This window comes from Allorhizobium sp. Av2 (assembly GCF_021462805.2).
GTDB lineage: Bacteria > Pseudomonadota > Alphaproteobacteria > Rhizobiales > Rhizobiaceae > Allorhizobium > Allorhizobium vitis_G.
Map to the genome: position 1 here is coordinate 2,880,223 of NZ_CP192696.1, position 22,278 is coordinate 2,902,500.

Below are 22,278 nucleotides of genomic sequence, written 5' to 3' on the forward strand. Positions count from 1 at the left end.
GGATCGCTCACTTGCTGCGCCCTCCCTGCAAACGGATACGCGGATCAAGCAGCGCCAGCGCGATATCCGAGATCAGCACGCCGATGACCGTCAGTACAGCCAGGAACATCAGGAACGACCCGGCCAGATACATGTCCTGGTCCTGAAGCGCCCGGATCAGCATCGGGCCGGTGGTTTCCAGAGACAGCACGACGGCGGTAATTTCAGCCCCGGAAATGATCGTCGGTAGGATCGAGCCGATGTCGGAAATGAAGAAATTCAATGACATGCGCAGCGGATATTTGATCAGCACCCGAAACGGATGCAGCCCCTTGGCGCGCGCCGTCATCACATATTGCTTGTGCAGCTCGTCCAGCAAATTGGCCCTGACACGGCGCACCATGCCAGCGGTGCCCGCCGTACCGATGATGATCACCGGAATCCAGAGATGTTCGAGGATAGACTTGAACTTGTCCCAGCTCATCGCCTGGCCCAGAAAGCGCTGGTCCATCAGATGGCCGATAGAGATGCCGAACCAGATATTGGCGAAATACATCATGACAAGCGCCAGGATGAAATTCGGCACGGCGATGCCGATCAGGCCCAGCAGGGTCAACCCGTAATCGCCCCAGCTATATTGATGGGTGGCGGAATAGATGCCGATCGGAAAGGCCAGCAGCCAGGTGACCGCGATGGTGACGGTGGAAACCAGGATGGTCAGCCAGACCCGGTCTCCCACCACATCGGCCACCGGCATGCGATATTCGAAAGAATAGCCGAAATCGCCCTGCACGAAGCCAGTGACCCAGTTGAAATAGCGGATCGGCGCGGGCTGGTCGAAACCATAGCGCGCCTTCAAATCCTCGATTTCCTGCAAATCGGCCTTTTCGCCGATAGCCCGCATTTCCTCGACATAGCTTTCAAAGTAATCGCCGGGCGGCAATTCGATAATGGTGAAGACCAGCATGGAAATCATGATCAGCGTCGGGATCATCACGGCAATGCGCCAGAGAATATAGCGGATCATGTCGCATCCTCATCATACCAGAATGTATCCGGCATATAGACGCCGAGTTGGGAGGTCGGGACGAAGCCGAACAGGCCTTTTTCCGGCAGGTTCCTGAGCTTTCGCGATTTCACCACCGGCTGCAAGGCGGAATTGACGATGCCGATGGTAAAGACCTGATCGGTATAGAGCCGCAGCATGTCATGCCAGATCGCCGTGCGCTCCTCCAGCAGATCAGACTGCCGCCAGGCCCGAAACAAATCGAGCAACGCCCGCGCCTCGGCAATTTCCGGCGCCCGGCCATCGCCACCGCCCGACAGCGTATGCAGGCCCCAGAGCGGCCATTGTAGCTGGTCGTCGCTGGTCGGCGCCAGTTCACGCGGCGACATGTCGGCGGTCGGCACGCCATTGTCCAATCCCTGCCAGACGGCCATCACCGTTTCGCCATTGGTGATGCGGCGGCGAAACAGCTCGCGATGCGAGATATGCACGAAAAGCCGGAAGCCGATCTTGCGGAAGTGATCGGTAATCAGTTCCAGCACGTCGGAATCAAAGGAGCTTTCCCCGGTGCTCTCGACGATCAGCACCGCCTCACGTCCGTCCGGCAACAGGCGAAGACCATGCCGGTCAGGGCGGACCAAGCCTGCCTCGTCCAGAAGCGCATTGGCCTGATCGGGGTCGAACCCGGCCCAGGCATCGCGGTATTCTGGCTTGAACAGCGGGCTTTCAGGCAGGATGGCATTGGCGGAAGCCTGAGCCAGGCCGAAAAACACTGCCTTATTGATCTCTTCGCGGTTGATTGCCAAGGACAGCGCCCGGCGCACCCGAACATCCAGCAGCACCTGACGCCAGACCAGATCCTTGCAATTCAGGTTGGGCATCAGCGCAATGCGCGCCCCTTGGGTGCGCTTCCACAGATCGACCTTGATCGGATAGCGTTTCTCGGCGTTTTTCAGGAAGGTATAATCGGCAAAATCCAGATTGGTGAATTGCAGATCGCTTTCGCCCGTGCCGGTCTTGGCCGAAATCAGGTCGCCGGAACCAACGCCCATCACCACCTTGTCGATATAGGGTAGCTGCAAGCCGTTCTCGTCCACCCGGTGATAGAAAGGATTACGCTCGAAGATGAACTGGCCCGATGGTGGCGCGGTCCGGGGAAGCCAGGCGTCCAGCGTCGGCAGGTCGGGATTTTCCGGGCGCACGATGCGCGACATTTTCTGATGCAGCGCCACCCAATCCTGCACGCCGTTTCGTTTGGCCAGTTCCTCCAGCTTTTCCTTGGTCTGGTATTTATGGTGGAACTGCTTGAGATAGGCACCGGGCATCATAAGACGCGTTGCGGTCGGGGCGGCAAGCTCGGCCAGGAAATCAGGATTGGGGTCTTCCCAGGTATAACGAACGGTCAGCGCATCCAGCACCTCAAAGACCGGTTCCTTGTCATTGACGCGGAAGACGGTCGGAATTCCGCCCTTGTGAAGCTTCTTGTCATGGAACATGTCTTCCCAGACATAGCGGAAATCCTCTGCCGTAAACGGTGAACCGTCCGACCAGCGATGGCCGTCGCGCAGGTGGAAGGTAAAGATCCGCTCCTCGACCACCTCGAACCGTTCCAGCAGATCCGGCTGGAAATTGAAGGCGAGGTCATAGCCGATCAGCCGACAGTAACAATTGATCGGCATATATCTGATATCGCGCTGGCCGCCGATCAACATGCGGATCGTTCCACCATAGCGCCCCGGCGCCCGCTCAGGTCCGTCAAGGGACACGACGCGCGGTACTTTCGGCAAGCGCTCAGCCATTGGCGGCAGTTGGCCAGACTCGACCTTGGCTTTCAGCAGTTCCGGTTCACCTGGATGAGACGCCGCCAGAAGCGGGCGCGGCAGAAAGGCGGCGGACATCAGCGCAAGCGCCCGACGGCGGGTAAAGCGGTGGCGGATCACGAGCGCAACTCCCTAGCATCCACCTCACGGCGGGCCAAAACCAGATGGCCACCACCCAGATCGGCATGGGCAAGCGTTGTCGGATCACCTTCATCGTGAAAATGCCTGGCCCAGCGCTTTTTGGCAGCCAGCGACGGTTCTCCGATCAGGTTGAAATCCATCGGATGATCCAGATTGGGCAGCGGCACCGCCGCCAGCAATTTCTTGGTATAGGGATGGACCGGATCGCGCATGATCACCTCGCAAGAGGCAATCTCGACAATACGGCCCGCATACATCACCGCCACCCGGTCGGCCATGTAATTCACCACGGCCAGATTGTGGGAAATGAACAGATAGGTGAGGCCAAGCTCCGCCTTCAAATCCTTCATCAGATTGAGGATCTGCGCCTGTACCGAAACATCCAGCGCCGAGACCGGCTCATCGCAGATGACAAGATCCGGCCCCAGTGCCAGCGACCGGGCAATGCCGATCCGCTGCCGCTGACCGCCGGAAAAACTATGCGGATAGCGGCCCAGCGCCGTCTCAGGCAGGCCAATCGCATGGATCAGCCGGTTGACCAGATCCAGCCGAGCAGCCCGGTTGCCACGATCATGAATTTCCAAGGGTTCGCTGATGATGCCGCGCACGGTCATGCGTGGCGACAGGGAAGAGACCGGGTCCTGAAACACCATCTGAATACGGGTGCGCAGGTCTTGCAGCTTTGACCCTTCAGCCTTCAGCATATCCAGCGGACCATCGGCACCTTGATAGATCGCCGTACCCTGATCGGCCGTGACGCCGCGCATCAAAATCTTGCTGAGCGTGGTCTTGCCGCAACCGCTTTCGCCCACCAGCCCCAAGGTTTCACCGCGAAAAATATCGAAGGAGACATCGTTGACGGCCAAAGTCGGCGCAGTCGGGCGCGAGAAAAATCCGTTTGACCCCTTGGACTGGAAGGATTTGGAAATATTGCGCACCGAGAGCAGCACGCCGTCGCCGCCGGACGGCACGCGACATTTGTCCATCAACCGGCCGGTATCGACGTGGATTTCGCGAAGTGGTTTCAGGCGCTCATTGCGGTCCATATCAAAATGCGGCACCGCCTGCATCAGGCCCTTGGTATAGGCATGTTGAGGCGCACTGAAAATTGCCTCGACCGGGCCGGATTCCATCACCTCGCCGCGGTAGATCACCACGACTTCATCGGCAAGACTGGCGACGACACCGAGATCATGGGTGATCAGCAGGATCGCCATGCCAAGCTTTTCCTGCAATTCCTTCAGGAGCTTGAGGATCTGCGCCTGGATGGTCACGTCAAGCGCCGTGGTCGGCTCATCGGCAATCAGCAGCGCCGGATTGCAGATCAGCGCCATGGCAATCATCGCCCGCTGGCGCATGCCGCCGGACAGTTCGAACGGGTACATGGTTGCGACACGGGCCGGGTCGTTGAACCCGACCAGCCCCAGCATTTCCTCCAGCCGCTCCTGGCGTTCGCGCGGCGAGAGCGTGGTGTGGACCCGCAGCACTTCCTCGATCTGATTGCCGACGGTATGGACCGGCGAAAACGAGGTCATCGGCTCCTGGAAGATCATGCCGATCCGGTTGCCGCGAATCTGGCGGATCTGGCGACCGTCATAGGGCAAGGACAGCAGATCGACCTGGGCTGCCTTTTGCGGATCATTAAAAACAACCCGGCCATTGATCTGTGCCAGGTTGGATTCGATCCCCATGATCGAGCGCCCGAGCACGGATTTACCGGACCCGGATTCACCGACCAGCGCCGTAACCTTGCCGGGCCGCAGCGTCATGCTGAAAGACTTGACCGCCTGAATGCTTGCGCCCAACAGGGGGAAAGACACACTGATATTATCCACATAAAGCAGATCTGCGCATTCTGCCATGCGTCACTTTTCCCAACCCGTCTTATGACTTTGTAGCCACCGTATCTTAGCAAATCATTGATGTCTATCGCTGACACACATGCTTCAATCGAGACCCGGACATGGCTTTACGGCTTGCACATGTCAGTTTTTTATCGGTAGGTCAGAAGACTGATAAAATGGACCTGTCATCGTGAGCCAAGACTTACCCCCGAGACTGAAAAGTCGCGCCATGATTGCCCAAAGCCTGGAGCTTGCCAAAAAACAAGAACTAGAGGCGGCAAAGACTATGCTTGATGCCCTGGCTGGCGATCATGATTTGCTGGCGCAGGCCGAGTTGGGGCCGGACACCGTGCTTGGCCTGCCGCGCAAGCTGCATTCGGCCTATCTGAAGATTGCCAAGATTGCCGGAGACCGGCTGCGGGTCACCGGGCTGCAATATACACTTGCGCCACCGCCGGACCTGCTTTTGCCGTTTTCGCGTTTCAGCAGCCATGAGCGGCGGAATATGGCAGCGCTGAACCGCGAGGCAGTGCCAAGAGTGCTGCACCAAATCTGGCTCGGCACACTGGCCCTGCCACCTGCCTGCCAGGCCTGGGCCGCCCACTGCGCCCGCCATGGCTTTGCCTATCGGCTCTGGCGCGAGGCCGACCTTGAAGCACAGGGGTTTGACCAGCATCCGAGCTTTAAAGCCATGCTGGCACGCGGCGACTATCCCGGCGCTGTCGATGTGGCGCGCTATCTGATCCTTCAGCAATTCGGCGGGATTTACCTTGATTGCGACTGGTATCCGGCCCGTGACGATATCAGCTTTGCCAATTGTCTTTCTCTGGTCGGGCTTGCCGCCCTTGCCGAGGACACGCCGCGCCAAACCGGCCTCGGCAGCCTGCTGCTGACCAATTCCTTCATCGCCAGCCCGCCCGGCCATCCGGTGTTTGCGCGGATGATCGAGGCCATGCCGCAGGCCATGGCGCTGCTTCCGGATGCCCCCGCCTGGTGGTCGACCGGGCCGCTGCTGATGACCGTGGTGTTTCGAGGCACCAGCTTTACCGTTCCAGATGCGAGCCTCCTTGCCGCCAATCTGGAACGCGGCGCACCATTTACCGAGGTGGAGGCAGCTCGGGATGCAGCCCTGACCACGGATGGCGGCCTGCTGATCGGCTGGAAATCCTGGTAGGCACTTAAGCTTGCCGCTGAAGCAATGTCCGCGCACTGTCCCAGCGGCAGGCCGGATGGGTAGCAGTCAGGGCGAACAGCCGCGTCAGGAAATCCCAGACCGCTTGGTCATGAACCAGATGATGGGTGAGGATGCCGATGGCATGTAAAGGTTCAGCTTCAGGGGCCAGATAGCCAGCCAGTTCCGCAAACAGGATATCGGCATCACGCCCACCGCGCGTCCCGTGCCAGTCCATCACATCCACATGGGTGTTGAGAAGGGTTAGAGTATTTATGCGTTTCTCCCGGCCAAACACCGACAGCGCCGTAAAGCCGAGACCCGACAGTGCTGGTAGCAAAGCCTTGTCAATCCGGTTCCACGGCGGCACCAGCATCGGCAACAGCTTTTCGCCGTAAAGTCCGTGCAGCTTGGCCAATCCCTGACGCAGCTCGTCCAGGACGATTGCCGCCGGGCGATGCCCGCCCAGTTCTTGCTTCTTTTCACCCGGACCAGCATGGCTCTGGTGGTTCCAGCCATGCACGGCGATGGTGGCATGAGTTTCTACCGAAAGCGATGCTGCCAGCGCCGCACCGGTCGGCTCGGGAATGACCGCCAGCGTCAGCGGTATCTGGAAGCGGCGAGCAAGTGCCAGCAAAGTCTCCAATGGATTGCTCGGCTCGACCGCATCGTCATCGCGCAGCCAGAGGTTAACCGTCTTTTCCTGGGCGGCGAGATCATCGAGGCGCTGTCTCAAGAGAATTTCAGACATTATGACTCCCGCCTTCCGATTCCAGTTTAGCACTATCGCCCAGACACTGTTCCAGCAGGGCGGAAAGCCGAGCGCTGGCTACCTCAATCGAGCGATCCTGCGCGACCATCTGGCGGGCCGCTTGCGCCATTGTCTGGCGTTGGGACGCATCGGTCAGCAGGGTTTCGATGGCTTTGGCATAGGCAAGCGCGTCGCCGGGCGGCGTTAAAAATCCGGTGATGCCAGGCGCAACCACTTCCGGCACTCCCGCCACGGCCTCGGCCACGACCGGCAGGCCTGCCGCCTGTGCCTCCAGATAGGCAAGGCCATAGGCTTCGCCGTGGCCGGGCCAGACATAGACTGATGCGGTCGATAAGATCTCGGCGACGGCCTGTGGCGGTTGTTCGCCCAGGAATTCAACCCGGCCCGACGGAAAGCCGGAAAACAGCGCCCGCACCTCGGCCCCGCAAGGTCCATCACCCACCACCTTCAGCCGCCAGGCAAGATCGGGCAGCAGTGCAAGGGCCTTGGCCAGCGCGATATAACTGCTTATCTTGTCGCCGGGGCGCATCATCGCCACGGTTGCCAGCACATGTTGCTCTGGCTGCCGCGGGTGGACAAGAAAAGCCTGCGCATCGATAAAAGGCGTCAGCCGAGCTAGCCGGGCTTGCGGAGCGACGGCCTGCAAACCCTGCATATCCCGCGCCGTCAGGCAGAGATTGATAGCGGCACTCCTGATCGTCTCCAGCAACCTGTCCTGAAAACCAGCCCAGACGCCCAGATTACGCCGCTGCGAATAGGAAGCCTCGGCGGTGACATAGGGTATCGCGAACCGGTGGCAGAGCTGCGGCCCGATCAGGTCCGGCGCCTTGTAATACGGGTGATAGCAAAACCACAGATCTGGCTTGCCCTGGCGTCGATAAAGCCGGGTCAACCGCTCGATCTCTTCCTCCGCCGCCTGGGCCAGATCCGGCAGAACCGTCTCCGGCGTCGCGTGGAAACTGCGCAGATCAGACGCCACGGTGACATCATGGCCCGCCAGCCGCAAGGCCTGCAGCAGGAGGCGTGCCATCAACCGGTCGCCGGAAGGCACGGGATGGTCGGGGGATTTCAGCGGCGCGTAAAAGCCGATTTTCATGGGCAGCCTCATCGTCATGCAGGGACATGTGCGCAGTCCGCAGGCTGTTGCAAGAGGCAGCGGCAGATTTATCGTCATCCATCACAGCCAATCAACATTGCCCGACAAGATCATCGCGCACCCTTGACATCGCATCATGCGGACCGCAACTGAAGCCGGTATTGAAATCGCCTGCGGAGCTTTATCCCCCCATGTCCCATCATCCCGTTGCCGCCGAATTGCTGTCCGCCATCCAGTCCCGCCGCGCCAAGGCAGCGGTGATCGGCCTAGGCTATGTCGGCCTGCCACTGGCCATCAGCATTGCCAAGGCCGGATTCACGGTGATGGGCTTTGATATCGACGCCACCAAGATCGACGCCATCGAAGCTGGGACAAGCTATATTGAGGCCGTGCCGGAGCATATTCTGCGCGAAGAATGCGCGGCGGGCCGCTTTTCCGCAACCTCGGACTTTCTGGCGCTGGCCGATTATGACGTGATCGCCATCTGCGTGCCGACGCCGCTGACCAAGAACCGTGATCCAGACCTGTCCTATGTGGAAAACACCTGCCGCCAGATTGCCAAGTCACTCAGGCCCGGACAACTGATCGTGCTGGAATCCACCACCTATCCCGGCACCACGCAGGAAGTGGTGAAGCCGATCCTCGAACATTCGGAACTGCGGGCCGGAGAGCATTTCTTCCTCGGTTTTTCCCCGGAACGGGAAGATCCCGGCAATCGCGAATTTGAAACCTCGACCATTCCGAAGATCATCGCTGGCGATGGCCCCGACGCTTCAGCCTTGATGGCGGCCTTTTATGGTGCGGTGGTCAGAACCGTGGTGCCCGTCTCCTCCACGGCGACAGCGGAAGCCGTCAAGCTGACCGAAAACATCTTCCGCTCCGTCAATATCGCCTTGGTCAATGAATTGAAGCTGGTCTACGACGCCATGGGCATCGATGTCTGGGAGGTGATCGACGCCGCCAAGACCAAGCCGTTCGGCTATATGCCGTTTTATCCCGGCCCTGGCCTCGGCGGCCATTGCATTCCCATCGATCCGTTTTACCTGACATGGAAATCGCGCCAGTATGACCAGCCGACCCGGTTCATCGAGCTGGCGGGCGAGATCAACACGTCCATGCCGCATCATGTCGTCTCCAGGCTGGCCGAAGCGCTGGACCGCAAAGCGGGCAAGGCGCTGAGTCGGTCGCGCGTGCTGATCCTGGGGCTGGCCTACAAGAAAAACGTTCCGGACATCAGGGAAAGCCCGTCGCTGCGGCTGATGGAGCTTATTCTGGAGCGCGGCGCCGAGGTCGCCTATTTCGATCCCTTCCTGCCGGAAATTCCGAAAACCCGCGAATATAGCCATCTGAAAGGCCGTCGCAGTATTGCCTGGAACGAGGAAAGTCTCACCGCCTTCGATGCCGTGTTGATCGCCACGGACCATGACACTGTCGATTACCAGCAGTTGGCCGATTGGTGTCCGCTGATCGTTGACACCCGCAACGCCCTTGCCCGCCGCAGCATTGCCGATCAGGCCGCAGGCCATACGATTGTGAAAGCGTGATCCCATGAGCCGTCTCGACAGTTTCATCAACCGCATGAGCGCCCAGCGCGATCTCTTGAACCATGTGCGCGATAATTACCCCCTGCCCGAAGGCCCAGTGCTGGAAATCGGCCTTGGCAATGGCCGGACCTTCAGTCATTTGCGGGAGAATTTCACCGGTCGCCGCATCGTCGCCTTCGACCGGCAATTGGGCGCGCATAGCAGTTCCATACCAGAGGATGGCGACCTGATCCTGGGAGAAATCGACCAGACCGGGAAGGACTTCATCGGTTGCGGCGCGGCCTTCGTCCATGCCGATATCGGCACCGGTTATCCCGATCGGGACGCGGTCACGCTCACTTGGCTGCCGGACATGGTTGCGGGAATGCTGCGGCCCGGCGGCTATGCGCTCAGTGGCCTGCCACTCAACCACACAGCACTCGAGCCGTTACCGGTCCTCGACCATATCGAGAAAGACCGCTATTTCTTCTATCGCCGCCTGCCCTGATTTTTTGCATCGACATCGGCAATACAAGGCATTTGCCTCAAATCCGCCCGAAATTCCGGTGCTAATGGGTGTCGTGAGGAATGGTTTACATCCTAATCGACAAGAGAAAGTTGCCGCAAGCGAACAGTATCGAGTTCGGTTGTCATCGCACGAAGACGCTCTGCTAATGCACGGCTAAACTCCATGCTCATGCGTGGGCTGTCAGCCATGACCTTGCCGAGACAATCTTTGGCGATGCGAAGCGTTTCAACGTCTGTTGCAGCACGTGCAGTCATTCGTCTTGGACCCTGGCAGAGAAGCGACATTTCACCGATGATGGATTTGCTGTCTGCTTCACCGATCCTGACTTGGCCTGTTGGCATGTCTGAAAGCAAATCAACCTTGCCAGACAGGATGACATACGCAGCATCGCCGCCATCGCCTTGGCGAAACAAAATGTCGCCGGTATTATAGGTTGCCCTTTGCGAAGCGAAGGCCAGAAGCTTCAGTTTGCACGGATCGACGTGCTTGAAGTATGGAATATTCCGCAATAGCTGCACTTCGTCTCGCAGTAACATGCTTGCCACCAACTTCCCGGTTTTCGGTGGCCTGACCCCTCATGCCACCAATGCCTTGAAAATATCATTTTCATTGCCCAGAGCCTCGAACGTGCCGTCCGCGACCAATGAACCGCTGTCGAGTATCAGAACACGATCAAAGTTTTTTGACAATGATGTGTTCGACAAAACCCAAAGGATAGAGGGATCATTGTCCTGCTCGCGCAGAAATGCAAGCACATCCTTAACAATATCCTCCTGAACACGCGCGTCGAGGCCCGGCAGGGCTTTATTGAAGATATAATAGTCGCAACGCCGCACCAGCGCGCGGGCAAGGTTGAGCTTGTGGCGCTGAACGATGGTCAGCCTGCGGCCACCGCTGCCAATATCGAATTCCAATCCAAGCGCCAGGAACCGTTCCGTCAGGCCTTTCTTCGAGCTCAGTTTCGCCGCCAGCTCGCGGAATTTCGGCTGGGCTTCGGGATTGCGGTTGACGAGCTTGCCGAAAATCACGTTCTCGCGCAACGTCGCCGCCGCCATGTAGCGATGCGGATCGTAGCGCTCGATACTGTGGCGCAGGTCAGGTGACAGGTTATCGTGGAACAGGTCACGGGCGCCGACGATCTTGTCCATCACGTCTTGCGTCAAAACACCCATACGATAGCGCGGCTCGACATAATTGAAGCTGAGCCGGATCATTGCCCGCTGCTCTTCCTCGTTTGGCACCGGCTTGGTCCGGCCTTGAAGGCGTTGCAGGATCTGTTGGTAAAACACCACGTCGTCAGCGGTCAGGACATCGAGCTGCTGGAAGAACGGGTGATCGGCCGGCAGGCCACCGAAGATTTCGACCAGGTTTTCCGCAATCAGAAAACCCATCTCATAAAACAGGCTGAGCAGACCGGCGCGCTCCAGCACATCATAGAAATAATCGCTCTGATGGGCATAGACAGGTCCATTGACAATCGGACGCAGCGTTCCAAACAGCAGGTTTTCTCCCAGTGTCGCCTCGGCATTATAGGCAGTGGGGTCGAAGTGAACCACGAGATTGGCAAGACCCTGCCGCTGCAATTCATCACGCAGCGCCAGACGCAACTCCACCACTTTTTCCGTCAGGTCCGGATAATCAAGCGGATCGACGATGGAATGCAGTGCAAGCTCCATCACGTCGCTGGTCAGTTTCACGGTATCCAGCGCCGTCAAAATTGATTTTTTCAGGTCGCTGGCTTCACCGTGCAGCACGGACGTCGCCCGCCGGTCGATCCAGTCGGCATTGGGATCGAGATCGGAGTTTTCAGACAATTGCGCCTCCTTGATCTCCCAACGACGTTTCATCGCCTCGCGCCCGGTATAGTTCACCGAATTGGTCGGCGCATGTTTCAGGCCGTAAATCAGGTTGTCCTTGAGGCTGCCATGAAAGAAATAACCATCGGCAGATACATAGGAAATTGCCCGACCCGTCACCGATTCCGGCAATTCCAGCAGGTCGGCATCGCCAAGCACGATCTTGCCCGCCACCGGCCAGTTCAACCGGCCAATGGCTTCGGCCATCACTTCCGCCCCCACACCGCGATTGTCGATTGCGGCAATCGTCTCACCCGGGCCGATTTTCAAGGTGAGATTTTCCACCACCTTGGCGCCGCCGCTATCCTGCAAGGTCACATTCTGCAAAGCGAGCGGGCCAGAGCGGGCAGCCATCCCCACAGGCGCCAGCGCCTGTAGCACGGGATCGATCATCTGCGGCGGTTCGAATTGCTCCAGAACCTGTTCATATTTCACCTGCACGTCCTGGCGGGACTGATCCCAGTCGATCAGCTCCTTCAACGGACCGGGAAGATCCTTGTAGGCATTGATGACAGCCACCAGCTGGCCCACGTCCAGGCTGCCCTTCAGCGCGAAATAGCCACCGATGGAGTAGAACAGAAACGGCGTCAGCTGAGACAGGAAATTATTGAAAAATTTGACGAAAAACTTCCAGCGATAGAGATCGTAACGGATCTTGAAGATATCGCCGAGCCGCTTCGAAATATCGGCGCGTTCATAATTCGACGTATCATAGGCGTGGATCGTGCCAACGCCATCAACGATTTCCCCGACCTTGCCCGCCAATTGCCGGGCCTGAAGCTGCCGCTGACGGCCAAGGATGAGCAAGCGGCGGCGCATTTTGGGAATAATGCCGACCTGAAGCGCCACCATTGCGCCTGCAATCGTGCCAAGCCAGAAACTTTGCAGGAAAATGAAGAACAGCGCGGCCAGTGCCTGGCCGCCCAGCATGGTTGGCTGCACAAAGGCATCCCCCGTAAAGCCGCCAAACGGCTCCACCTCATCGCGCACCATGGTCGAGACTTCGGAGGAATGGATCTGCTTGACATAGCTTGGCGGGAACCGCAGCACCCGGTCCACCAGCTCATAGCGGATCCGCCGCAGCAACCGCTCTCCAAGCCTGCCCTTATAGGTATTGATATAGAATTTAAACAACCCGTTGATGATCACCAACAGCAGGAAGACGCCGCTCAGCGCCATCAGGCTCGACATGCGGTCAAGGGAAATGCCGCGAGAATGCAATGACCAATCGGTCAAAGGCACGGTCCAGTCGAAGGCAAACAGCGGCTGTCGCGAATCCGGCGCTTCGAACCCGCTTCCCTGGATCGGCCCATTGATGATGCGCTTGGGCAGGTCGAAGGCCAGAAAATACGGCACCATCGACAGGATAACAATCGTCAGAACCCAGATCTGCTGCTTGCGCGTATGCCGCCATATATAAAGGAGTAGGCTTTTTTCCATCAGCTGGTTATCACGCGGACCACTGTTCGTGCCGAACAACGCCCTTGCGTCGTCCATTCAAGAAGATTGTTTATAAGGACAAGCCAGGCTGCCGGAAAGCCATCCTGCCCAGCAGGATAGCAAAAAAACCAAACCGCTGCACCAAAGTGATCGCAGGTGAATAGCAAAAAGGCAATCCTTATCCGGCTTACCACCATACCAAGGCCTGAAGAGCTGAACACATCCTCGCCTTGCACGCAAAGAGCGCGGGAAAAGCCGTCCTGGCCGGTGTTTCATCTGGAGCCTGCGACGTTATGCCGATAGATAATCCTGACGGACATCGCTTACCGGATCGGACGCCATGAAAATCCTCCACACCGCCGACCTGCATCTGGGCCGCCAGCTGAACGGATTATCGCTGGACGAGGATCAAGCCGTCATTCTCGACCAGATCGTCGATGCCCTCACCACGACCCGTGCCGATATCCTGATCATTGCCGGCGACATTTTCGACCGGGCAGCACCTCCGGCAACAGCGGTGCGCCAGTTCAACGCCTTTCTGTCGCGGGTAGCAATGGAAACCACCGCCGCCGTGGCGATCATTGCCGGCAATCATGATTCCGGCGACCGGATCGGCGCCATGGCAATCATGACCGACAGGCAGCGCGCGCTCATTCAGGGCCCGGTTGCAAGAGAAATGGCCCCCCTTGTCCTGCATGACGCCCATGGACCGGTGGCCTTTTCCGCCCTGCCCTTCGCCTATGAATTTGCCGCCCGCGAATGTTTTGCCGACCCGGCCATCGCCACACCGCAGGACGTGTTGGCCGCCCAGATGGCCGACGCGCGCCGCAGCCTGCCGGAGGGTGCGCGCTGGGTGGTGATCGCCCATGCCTTCGTCGCTGGAGGAACAAGCGGCGACACAGAACGTCCACTGGCCCGCGTCGGCGGTATTGAGACCGTGTCACCGGAAATTTTCGAAGGCGCTCATTATGTGGCGCTCGGTCATCTGCACAAGCCACAAAGTGTCTCGGCCCCTCACATTCGCTATTCCGGCTCCCCGCTGGCATTCAGCTTCGGCGAGGCCAGCGAACAGAAATCCATGACCCTGATCGATCTCGACGCCGATGGTAAGGCACGAATCGAAACCATTGATTTCAGACCTCCACGGGCCGTGCGCCTGTTGCGCGGGCTATTGGCTGAACTGCTTCTGGCCCAGCCGTCGCAGGACTTCATCAAGGCGGTGCTCACCGATCCTACCCCACTGATCGATCCGATGAAGCGGTTGCGGGCGGTCTTCCCCAATGCCTGCCAGCTAACCTATGCCCGTGACGAGAGGGCACCGGAGCTGAAATTTGCCGTCAGCATGGCTGCACCGGCTGATCCGCTGGAGGTGATCGCCGATTTCATCGCCCAGGTGCGCGATGAACCGATCTCCGAGCCAGAACGCGCACTGGTCACAGCCATGCTGGACGATCTGGACGCCGAGGAGAATGCCGCATGAGACCTGTCCGCCTGGTAATGCAGGCCTTTGGCCCCTATGCCGGACGCCAATCCATCGATTTTCGCGAAGCGGTCGCCGCAGGCCTGTTCGGTATCTACGGCCAGACGGGATCAGGGAAATCGACGATTTTCAGCGCCATGACCTTTGCCCTGTTCGGTGAAGCGGCGAGAGCCGAGCAGGATACCATCTCGCTACGCTCCGACCATGCTTCGCCTGATCTCGCCACCGAGGTGGAGTTCGTATTCGATCTCGGCGCGCGCCGTTACGTGATCCGCCGTCGCCCTGAACAGATGCGGCCAAAACAACGCGGCGGCGGCGAAACCCGTGACGCCCACGAGGCTTGGCTGTTCGACGCCACCGGGCTTGGCGAAAGCGAGATTACCGCCGCCCAGCCGGGCAAGGTGCTGGCCGAGAAAAAGATCGGTCTGGTACGCGAAAAAATCACCGATCTGCTCGGCTACGGTCCTGAACAGTTCAAGCAGATCGTGCTTCTGCCGCAGGGTCGATTCGAGGCCTTTCTTTCCGCCAAAACCCAGGAACGACAGGATATTCTCAGCGCCCTGTTCGATGTGTCGCTCTATCGCCGGCTGGCGGCAAAACTGAAAAACGATGCCGAAAGCGCCGAACGGCTGGTGCGCGAGGAGCGCGCCGTCTGCCTTCGCCGCCTCGGTGCCGACGGGTTCGACAGCATGCAGGCATTGGTGGACGGGATCGCCGAGGCGGCATCATCGCTCATCGACCATCAGCAGGCAGAGCAGCACAGCCGGATAGAGGCAGACACCGCCCGCGCTGCGCTGCAAGCGGCACGAACCACCGACAGCCTGTTCAAGTCCATGGACGCCGCCCGCCAGACACGGCAGAAAACCCTGGATCAGGCCGCAGACATGGCCGCGCTGCAAGCGCAGGTCACAGCCGCCGAACGCGCCCGGACACTGGCCGATGCTGAGAACCGAGTGATCGAGGCACAGCGCGATTGCAAGGATGCACAGGCCGCGCTGTCTCTGGCAATGCAGATCCAGACATCGACGCAGGCAACGGCGCAACAAGCGCAAGCTGCCTACCTTCAACAAATACAAAGCAAAAGCGAAATCGAGGCGCTGCGCCGGACAATCGATCAACTGGAACGCGACCGGGATGTGCTGGAAAAAGCCACCGGCCTCACCGCATCGGTCGAAGCGGCCAAACGGCGTGTGCAGGAGGAACAAGCGGCGTTTCAAACCGCAAAGGCCGGTCTCGATGCGTTGACCAACAAACAGCAGGTCCGGGAACTGGCCTTGAAACAGGCGCGCCTTGCTCATGACCGCAGGCAGTCATTGACCGCAAACCTTACGGCGTTGCAGGCGCAGGTGAAGCAAGCCGAGATCGTGGAACGGGCTGAAAAAGATCTGCAACAGGCGCGCCAACGGTTAAACCATAGCGCAAGCATCCATGTCGAACGACAGGCTCAAGCTATCAGCGCCGCGGCACTGTTCGATCAGGCCGAACGCCGGCTGGCCTCAGCACAAGCGCTCCATCTGGCAGCAAAACTGGCGCCTGGCCTCGCCTGCCCTGTTTGTGGCGCGACCGACCATCCGGCCCCTGCGATGGGAGACAGCGCCGAGGCCGGGCTGGACAAGGCCTTTCGTGACGCGAAACAGGCCCTGGAAAAAGCGAGACAGGAAGAGCAGCACAGCGCCACCGCTCACGCCTCTGCGCAAGCCACGGTCGATGAGCGCCAAGGCAGGCTGGCGGATCTGGAGCGGCCGGAACGTCCTATCCAGGACCTGCGCCAGGACATGGAAGGTATGGAGCACGCCCTTCGCGAGCTTGGCCCGGCCATCGATATCGTCGCTGCCGAAACCGCACTGGAAAATCTTGGGAAAGCCATCACAGATGCGCAAGCCCGACTGGACCAGCACCGGGATCGGCTGGCGGCGCTGAATACCGAGACCAGCAATGGTGAAGCCCGACTTGCCGAAATGCTCTCCGGCATCGCGATGCATCTGCGAGATAAAGCAGCCCTGGAACGCCAGATTCAGCAATCGCAGGCCTTGATGACAAGCCGGGAAACGGCGCTGAAGCGCAGCGAAGAGGCCGCCACGGCGACGCGCGAGGCGGCGTTAAGCGCACAAAAAGACAGCGAGGCCGCCCAAAATATCCTGGACGAACGGCAGGCCCGCCACGAAAAGGAAAATCTTGGCTTCGAGGTCCACCTACGCGACGCTGGCCTGACGCGGGAGGATTTGCAACGTCTGAAAGCAGCCATCACGACACTTGAGCGTGACAAAGCCGCGATAGAAGACCACAAACGCCAATTGCAGCGCGACAATGAAAAGCTCTTGGAATTGGAGACCGCTCTCGCGGGTAAACATCCGCCGGACCTTCTCGCCCATCAAGATGCGCTTTCGGCGGCGGAAACCGCTTTTGATACAGCTGTTACGCTACGCGCATCAACGGCGGCCCGGCTCGATCACTTGCAGAAATTGCGCCAAGAGCTTGCCGGTATTGCCAAACGACTTGACGAAGCCGAGGCAACATCCGGCCCCCTGCGGGAGTTGGCTTCCCTGTTCGACGCCCAGAACCGGCAAAAGCTGAAACTGGAAACCTTTGCCATCGGCGCAATGTTCGAGCAGGTCTTGCAGGCCGCCAACCTGCGGCTGGGGCCGATGACCAATGGTCGCTACAGGCTGGAACGCGACATTGAAACCGGCGGACGGGGTAAGCGCGGGCTGGGCATTCTCGCCTTCGATGTCCATACTGGCAAGGCGAGACCCACCGCAACCCTTTCCGGTGGTGAAACCTTCATCGCCGCCCTGGCGCTCGCCCTCGGCCTGGCCGACGTGGTCGAAAGCGCCAGCGGCAAGGTGCGCCTCGATACCATTTTCCTCGATGAAGGCTTTGGCAGCCTCGATACTGAACATGGCTCAGGCACACTTGATCTGGTCTTGCAGGCCTTGAATAGCCTCGCCAGCCAGAACCGCACCGTTGGACTAATATCCCATGTTCCACTTGTTCAGGAAGCAATCCCGAATGGTTTTTACGTCAGGAAGGATAGCGATGGCAGCCATGTGGAAGCTCGAGGAATGATGTAACAGCTGATCACGTCTCATCTGCTTTATACGATGAGTCATTGAAAATGACTCATCGTATTCTTTTTGCAAATGTCTCAAACACTTAATGTATTTGAGACATTGACAAGCTGCTCAAGGCGAGGATGCGGGAGCATCTGCGATACCTTGGTATTAAGTGAGTTGATGAAAGCGATCATCTTCTGCGTCAGGGCCACCCATCGAAAGATCGAGAGCAAAGCCCTTTGCGCGGGCTTGCTGCGCCGCAACGGATCGGTTTGCTATTGGCTTGCGGACCGGCTGGGCCGGTGGGGCTGCCTTGCGAACTGGTGCAACAGTCCCCCGCGATTTGCGTGCCTGGGTGTTGCCATTGTCTCCCGTCTGGAAGAAAGTGAGCGAAGACTGCAATTCTTCCGCCTGAGATGCAAGCTCTTCAGAGGTGGCCGACATTTCCTCCGATGCGCTGGCATTGTGCTGCGTGACCTGGTCCAATTGCTGAATGGCCTCGTTTATCTGGGAGGCACCCAAATCCTGTTCACGGCAGGAGGCCGAAATTTCCGTGACCAGTTCGGCGGTCTTGCGAATATCAGGAACGAGCCGGTGCAGCATTTCGCCAGCAGAGGTAGCCGCCTTGACGGTCTCGCTAGACAGACCGCTGATCTCTCCTGCTGCGGCCTGTGAACGTTCAGCAAGCTTGCGGACTTCGGATGCAACAACAGCAAAGCCTTTTCCATGCTCACCTGCGCGGGCGGCTTCAACCGCGGCGTTCAGCGCCAGGAGATCTGTCTGACGAGCAATTTCCTGAACGATGGAAATTTTTTCTGCGATCGTTCGCATCGCATTCACAGCTTTATCAACCGCCTCACCGGATAACTCGGCATCTTTCGCAGACTGGCGGGCAATCTTCTCTGTCTGGGATGCGTTATCGGCGGTTTGCTTGATATTAGCGGCCATCTGCTCCATGGACGCCGACGCCTCTTCAGCCGCAGAGGCTTGCTCTGTCGCACCCTGCGAGAGTTGCTCGGAGGTGGACGAGAGCGCCTGGCTGCCGCTGGTCACCTGATCAGCCGCAGTGGCGACGCCGGTTGCAAAGCTGGTCAGGTTATCGACCAATGAATTGATCGCGTCTTTCATTTTCTGATGGTCGCCTTCACAGGCAATTTCGACATGTTCTGTCAGATCGCCAATGCTGACGAGATTAAGCACTCGATTTCCCTCACCAATCGGCAACAGAATGGCATCCAGCATGCCATTTATGCCGGAAACCATCTTGGAAAAATCTCCCACAAACCGAGTGGCGACGCCTCGTTCGCTCAAATTCCCTGCGGTAGACGCGATAGTTAAACGCTGGATTTCGGTAACGATGTCTCGAAAATTGCTCCTCAGCGTTTCTATCGTTTCGTTGATGAATGCCTTCTTTCCTGGAAAATGCTCGAGCGCCGCGTCAAAATTGCCTTCGCCGAATTCTTTGATGCAAGCCATTGCCTTTTTCTTCACAACGATATGGCCATTGACCATGTCGTTGACGCCCTTTGCCATCACCGCAAAGTCGCCTTTAAACCGCTCGACAGGCACGAAAACGTCGATATCACCCTTATCGTGCTCGGCTGACATCCGGTTCATCTCGGCGATAAAGCCCTTGAGATTGCCACGCAAAGTTTCCACCGTGTCATTGATGAATGCCTTCTTGCCCGGGAACCGCTCAAGCGCAGCCTCAAAATTTCCTTCGCTGAACTCCTGAACGCAGGCCATCGCCTTCTTTTTTACCGATATATGGCCAGCGACCATTTCGTTGATGCCCTTCGCCATGACGGAAAGATCGCCCTTGAAGGCATCGACCGGAAGGACCGCATCAATATCACCCTTGTCGTGGTCCACTGCCATGCGAGTCGTGGCATCGCGGAGGTCGGAGACTGGACGCATAGCCGCGTCGAGCAATCTGTTGACCGCGTCCAGCAGCATCTTTGCTTCGCCGGTCGCAATGTCCACCTGCGCGCGACGCGATGTATCGCCATCAGCCATACTGCGCGTCAGATTTTCGATCTCTGTAATTGCTAGCTGTGCTCGGGAAGATTTTTTGAACTGTGTGTATAAGGACATCGTGAGCCATCCAACGCGTTACAATAAGTCTATCAATCTGGATCGAAGGTGAGTGTCATTCGCCAGGCATGACCCGGACGAATTCGTCATGCTCCTCAAAAGTCGACAATCCGATTATTGTGAAGAACAATAAAGGATTCGTGAATAGAAGAAATCGCTTATGAAATGATGCCTAATATTTTCGTCTGAATGATGCCTTCAGACGTTGGAAATTGAGCTAATTTGACGGATTTTGAGAGCAGAAGTGCTCGTATTTATCACAAAATGGTACATTCACAGTTTCGATATTCGGCATTTATTTTATTATTTTAGGTGAGTTTGAGTTGGCGGTTTATGATTGGAGAGGTTTTGGCTTGTTTTGGAATTTGAAGAGTTTGTGAGCGTGATGATTAAATTTGCGTGGGGGCTTTGTTAGGTCAAGATACCCTTGGCTTTGTGCAATTGGCCAATATGAAACCAAGCAACGCAAAAAAGCCCCTGCGGTTGAGGGGCTTTGATGGTATTGCGGTGATTTATTTGGTTGCGGGGGCAGGATTTGAACCTGCGGCCTTCAGGTTATGAGCCTGACGAGCTACCGGGCTGCTCCACCCCGCGTTATATTTTAGTGTATTTTTCAACGTAAGAAGGGTCGCTTTATGCGACCCTTTTTGTTGTCGGCAGGGCCGAATTTTTGGAGAGAAGATGATTGATTTGATTGATGTCTTTACAACATTGCCATTAGCAGACCTGGCAGCGACCTACTCTCCCGCGTCTTAAGACGAAGTACCATTGGCGCAGGGGCGTTTCACGGCCGTGTTCGGAATGGGAACGGGTGCGGCCGCCCCGCCATGACCACCAGGTCAGCTAAGGGCAATGTTGATGCTCTCGCATCAACATTGTTCCCTTTTCTTTGGCAAACCCATCTTCTTCGCTTGCGCTCAGAAGGGTGCCAAAGCGTTGATACGGAACCGTATTGATGCTTTGCATAATTGAGAAGCTGGTGGGCGTTGCCCGTTTTCTTATTGTGTGAACACGTCTTTTTTGTTTCCGTGGCCGTGACGAGCTCCGCTCGCAAGGCCAAGGGCCGTCGCACCTGATGGTGCGGGCCGTCCGCAGCGAAGGCTCAAAGAGCCGACAGCGTCAGGACAAAACAGATGGCATCATCAAAGCCGAAGGCTTTGATGAGCATGGTCAATGAGAACGATTAAGCCAATCGAGCTATTAGTAACGGTAAGCTTCGCAGGTTACCCTGCTTCCACACCCGTCCTATCAACGTGGTCGTCTTCCACGGCTCTGATAGGGAATACTCGTTTTCAGGTTGGTTTCCCGCTTAGATGCCTTCAGCGGTTATCCATTCCATATATAGCTACCCTGCTATGCCGTTGGCACGACAACAGGTCCACCAGAGATATGTCCATCCCGGTCCTCTCGTACTAGGGACAGATCCTGTCAATATTCCTACACCCACGGCAGATAGGGACCGAACTGTCTCACGACGTTCTGAACCCAGCTCACGTACCGCTTTAATTGGCGAACAGCCAAACCCTTGGGACCTGCTCCAGCCCCAGGATGCGATGAGCCGACATCGAGGTGCCAAACAACCCCGTCGATATGGACTCTTGGGGGTCATCAGCCTGTTATCCCCGGCGTACCTTTTATCCGTTGAGCGATGGCCCTTCCACGCGGGACCACCGGATCACTATGACCGACTTTCGTCTCTGCTCGACTTGTCAGTCTCGCAGTCAGGCGGGCTTATGCCATTGCACTCGACGACCGATTTCCGACCGGTCTGAGCCCACCATCGCGCGCCTCCGTTACTCTTTCGGAGGCGACCGCCCCAGTCAAACTACCCACCATACACTGTCCCGGATCCGGATAACGGACCGCGGTTAGACATCCATGACGATAAGGGTGGTATTTCAAGGATGGCTCCACTCGAACTGGCGTCCAAGCTTCAAAGCCTACCACCTATCCTACACATGCCGACACGAATGCCAGTGTAAAGCTATAGTAAAGGTGCACGGGGTCTTTCCGTCTGACCGCAGGAACCCCGCATCTTCACGGGGAATTCAATTTCACTGAGTCTATGTTGGAGACAGCGGGGAAGTCGTTACGCCATTCGTGCAGGTCGGAACTTACCCGACAAGGAATTTCGCTACCTTAGGACCGTTATAGTTACGGCCGCCGTTTACTGGGGCTTCAATTCAAAGCTTGCACCTCTCCTTTTAACCTTCCAGCACCGGGCAGGCGTCAGACCCTATACGTCGTCTTGCGACTTCGCAGAGCCCTGTGTTTTTGATAAACAGTCGCTACCCCCTGGTCTGTGCCACCCCTCTCCACTTGCGTAAAAAGGGGTCACGCTTCTTCCGAAGTTACGCGTGCAATTTGCCGAGTTCCTTCAACATAGTTCTCTCAAGCGCCTTGGTATACTCTACCTGACCACCTGTGTCGGTTTCGGGTACGGTCTATACGGTGGAGCTATTTCCTGGAACCAC

12 protein-coding genes, 1 tRNA gene, 2 rRNA genes and 2 pseudogenes (1 of these 17 only partly in view) are annotated in these 22,278 nt (G+C 57.8%); 5 read left to right on the forward strand and 12 right to left on the reverse strand.

Features of this window, described 5'->3' with window-relative positions; genetic code table 11:
• Positions 1 to 7: 7 nt before the first annotated feature.
• From FS819_RS13555 to FS819_RS13565, 3 genes are read right to left on the reverse strand one after another with little or no spacing between them, the layout of a single operon-like run.
• Complete coding sequence (locus tag FS819_RS13555) at positions 8 to 1,006, reverse strand: ABC transporter permease (RefSeq protein ID WP_015917251.1); 999 nt, start codon at positions 1,004 to 1,006, stop codon at positions 8 to 10.
• Entirely contained in the window at positions 1,003 to 2,883 is a 1,881-nt protein-coding gene (locus FS819_RS13560; RefSeq protein WP_156551175.1) for an ABC transporter substrate-binding protein, read from the reverse strand. Before FS819_RS13560 ends, FS819_RS13555 begins: the two co-directional genes overlap by 4 nt.
• Before the next feature lie 38 nt (positions 2,884 to 2,921).
• Positions 2,922 to 4,808, reverse strand: a complete 1,887-nt coding sequence (locus FS819_RS13565; protein ID WP_156551151.1) for an ABC transporter ATP-binding protein — start codon at positions 4,806 to 4,808, stop codon at positions 2,922 to 2,924.
• A gap of 211 nt (positions 4,809 to 5,019) precedes the next feature.
• On the opposite strand from FS819_RS13565, the gene FS819_RS13570 reads away from it, so the two are divergent.
• Complete coding sequence (locus FS819_RS13570) at positions 5,020 to 5,964, forward strand: glycosyltransferase family 32 protein (protein ID WP_234624492.1); 945 nt, start codon at positions 5,020 to 5,022, stop codon at positions 5,962 to 5,964.
• 4 nt (positions 5,965 to 5,968) lie between these two features.
• On the opposite strand, the gene FS819_RS13575 is transcribed toward FS819_RS13570, so the two are convergent.
• Together FS819_RS13575 and FS819_RS13580 are read right to left on the reverse strand one after the other, a co-directional pair.
• On the reverse strand, positions 5,969 to 6,712 hold the full coding sequence (locus FS819_RS13575; RefSeq protein WP_156551153.1) for a polysaccharide deacetylase family protein: 744 nt from the start codon (positions 6,710 to 6,712) through the stop codon (positions 5,969 to 5,971).
• A complete protein-coding gene (locus FS819_RS13580) occupies positions 6,705 to 7,829 on the reverse strand; it encodes a glycosyltransferase family 4 protein (protein ID WP_156551154.1) in 1,125 nt (374 codons plus the stop codon). The genes FS819_RS13575 and FS819_RS13580 overlap by 8 nt, the downstream gene beginning before the upstream one ends.
• A gap of 191 nt (positions 7,830 to 8,020) precedes the next feature.
• Between FS819_RS13580 and FS819_RS13585 the strand changes: the two genes are divergently transcribed.
• Positions 8,021 to 9,373 carry a nucleotide sugar dehydrogenase gene (locus FS819_RS13585; RefSeq protein ID WP_197434185.1) on the forward strand — a complete coding sequence of 451 codons (1,353 nt, stop codon included), beginning with the start codon at positions 8,021 to 8,023 and terminating at the stop codon, positions 9,371 to 9,373.
• 4 nt (positions 9,374 to 9,377) lie between these two features.
• Positions 9,378 to 9,860, forward strand: a complete 483-nt coding sequence (locus tag FS819_RS13590) for a class I SAM-dependent methyltransferase (RefSeq protein ID WP_156551158.1) — start codon at positions 9,378 to 9,380, stop codon at positions 9,858 to 9,860.
• Positions 9,861 to 9,952: 92 nt separating this feature from the next.
• Here the strand turns inward: FS819_RS13590 and FS819_RS13595 are convergent, their stop codons facing one another.
• Positions 9,953 to 10,417, reverse strand: coding sequence for a cyclic nucleotide-binding domain-containing protein (locus FS819_RS13595; RefSeq protein WP_060718407.1), 465 nt, complete (start codon positions 10,415 to 10,417; stop codon positions 9,953 to 9,955).
• 39 nt (positions 10,418 to 10,456) lie between these two features.
• Positions 10,457 to 13,177, reverse strand: a complete 2,721-nt coding sequence (locus FS819_RS13600) for an ABC transporter transmembrane domain-containing protein (RefSeq protein ID WP_156551160.1) — start codon at positions 13,175 to 13,177, stop codon at positions 10,457 to 10,459.
• Positions 13,178 to 13,517: 340 nt separating this feature from the next.
• Between FS819_RS13600 and FS819_RS13605 the strand changes: the two genes are divergently transcribed.
• Both FS819_RS13605 and FS819_RS13610 read left to right on the forward strand, forming a co-directional pair.
• A complete protein-coding gene (locus FS819_RS13605; RefSeq protein ID WP_070166950.1) occupies positions 13,518 to 14,657 on the forward strand; it encodes an exonuclease SbcCD subunit D in 1,140 nt (379 codons plus the stop codon).
• A complete protein-coding gene (locus tag FS819_RS13610) occupies positions 14,654 to 17,728 on the forward strand; it encodes an AAA family ATPase (protein ID WP_156551161.1) in 3,075 nt (1,024 codons plus the stop codon). The genes FS819_RS13605 and FS819_RS13610 overlap by 4 nt, the downstream gene beginning before the upstream one ends.
• A gap of 359 nt (positions 17,729 to 18,087) precedes the next feature.
• Here FS819_RS13610 and FS819_RS13615 read toward each other — a convergent pair.
• The 5 genes and pseudogenes from FS819_RS13615 to FS819_RS13635 form a co-directional block, all read right to left on the reverse strand.
• A pseudogene (locus FS819_RS13615) lies at positions 18,088 to 19,048 on the reverse strand (methyl-accepting chemotaxis protein); the annotation flags it as partial.
• A gap of 84 nt (positions 19,049 to 19,132) precedes the next feature.
• Positions 19,133 to 19,804 (reverse strand): annotated as a pseudogene (locus FS819_RS13620) (HAMP domain-containing protein); the annotation flags it as partial.
• A 517-nt stretch (positions 19,805 to 20,321) separates the two neighbouring features.
• Positions 20,322 to 20,398: transfer RNA gene (locus FS819_RS13625), tRNA-Met, on the reverse strand.
• A 130-nt stretch (positions 20,399 to 20,528) separates the two neighbouring features.
• Positions 20,529 to 20,643 (reverse strand): 5S ribosomal RNA (rrf, locus tag FS819_RS13630).
• 340 nt (positions 20,644 to 20,983) lie between these two features.
• Positions 20,984 to 22,278, reverse strand: a 23S ribosomal RNA gene (locus FS819_RS13635) (it continues 1,504 nt past the right edge of the window).

Coding starts and splice junctions, on each gene's coding strand:
- FS819_RS13610 (WP_156551161.1), top strand. CDS start 14,654: ATGAGACCTGTCCGCCTGGTAATGCAGGCCTTTGGCCCCTATGCCGGA.
- FS819_RS13590 (WP_156551158.1), top strand. CDS start 9,378: ATGAGCCGTCTCGACAGTTTCATCAACCGCATGAGCGCCCAGCGCGAT.
- FS819_RS13555 (WP_015917251.1), bottom strand. CDS start 1,006: ATGATCCGCTATATTCTCTGGCGCATTGCCGTGATGATCCCGACGCTG.
- FS819_RS13580 (WP_156551154.1), bottom strand. CDS start 7,829: ATGAAAATCGGCTTTTACGCGCCGCTGAAATCCCCCGACCATCCCGTG.
- FS819_RS13585 (WP_197434185.1), top strand. CDS start 8,021: ATGTCCCATCATCCCGTTGCCGCCGAATTGCTGTCCGCCATCCAGTCC.
- FS819_RS13575 (WP_156551153.1), bottom strand. CDS start 6,712: ATGTCTGAAATTCTCTTGAGACAGCGCCTCGATGATCTCGCCGCCCAG.
- FS819_RS13565 (WP_156551151.1), bottom strand. CDS start 4,808: ATGGCAGAATGCGCAGATCTGCTTTATGTGGATAATATCAGTGTGTCT.
- FS819_RS13605 (WP_070166950.1), top strand. CDS start 13,518: ATGAAAATCCTCCACACCGCCGACCTGCATCTGGGCCGCCAGCTGAAC.
- FS819_RS13595 (WP_060718407.1), bottom strand. CDS start 10,417: ATGTTACTGCGAGACGAAGTGCAGCTATTGCGGAATATTCCATACTTC.
- FS819_RS13570 (WP_234624492.1), top strand. CDS start 5,020: ATGATTGCCCAAAGCCTGGAGCTTGCCAAAAAACAAGAACTAGAGGCG.
- FS819_RS13560 (WP_156551175.1), bottom strand. CDS start 2,883: ATGTCCGCCGCCTTTCTGCCGCGCCCGCTTCTGGCGGCGTCTCATCCA.
- FS819_RS13600 (WP_156551160.1), bottom strand. CDS start 13,177: ATGGAAAAAAGCCTACTCCTTTATATATGGCGGCATACGCGCAAGCAG.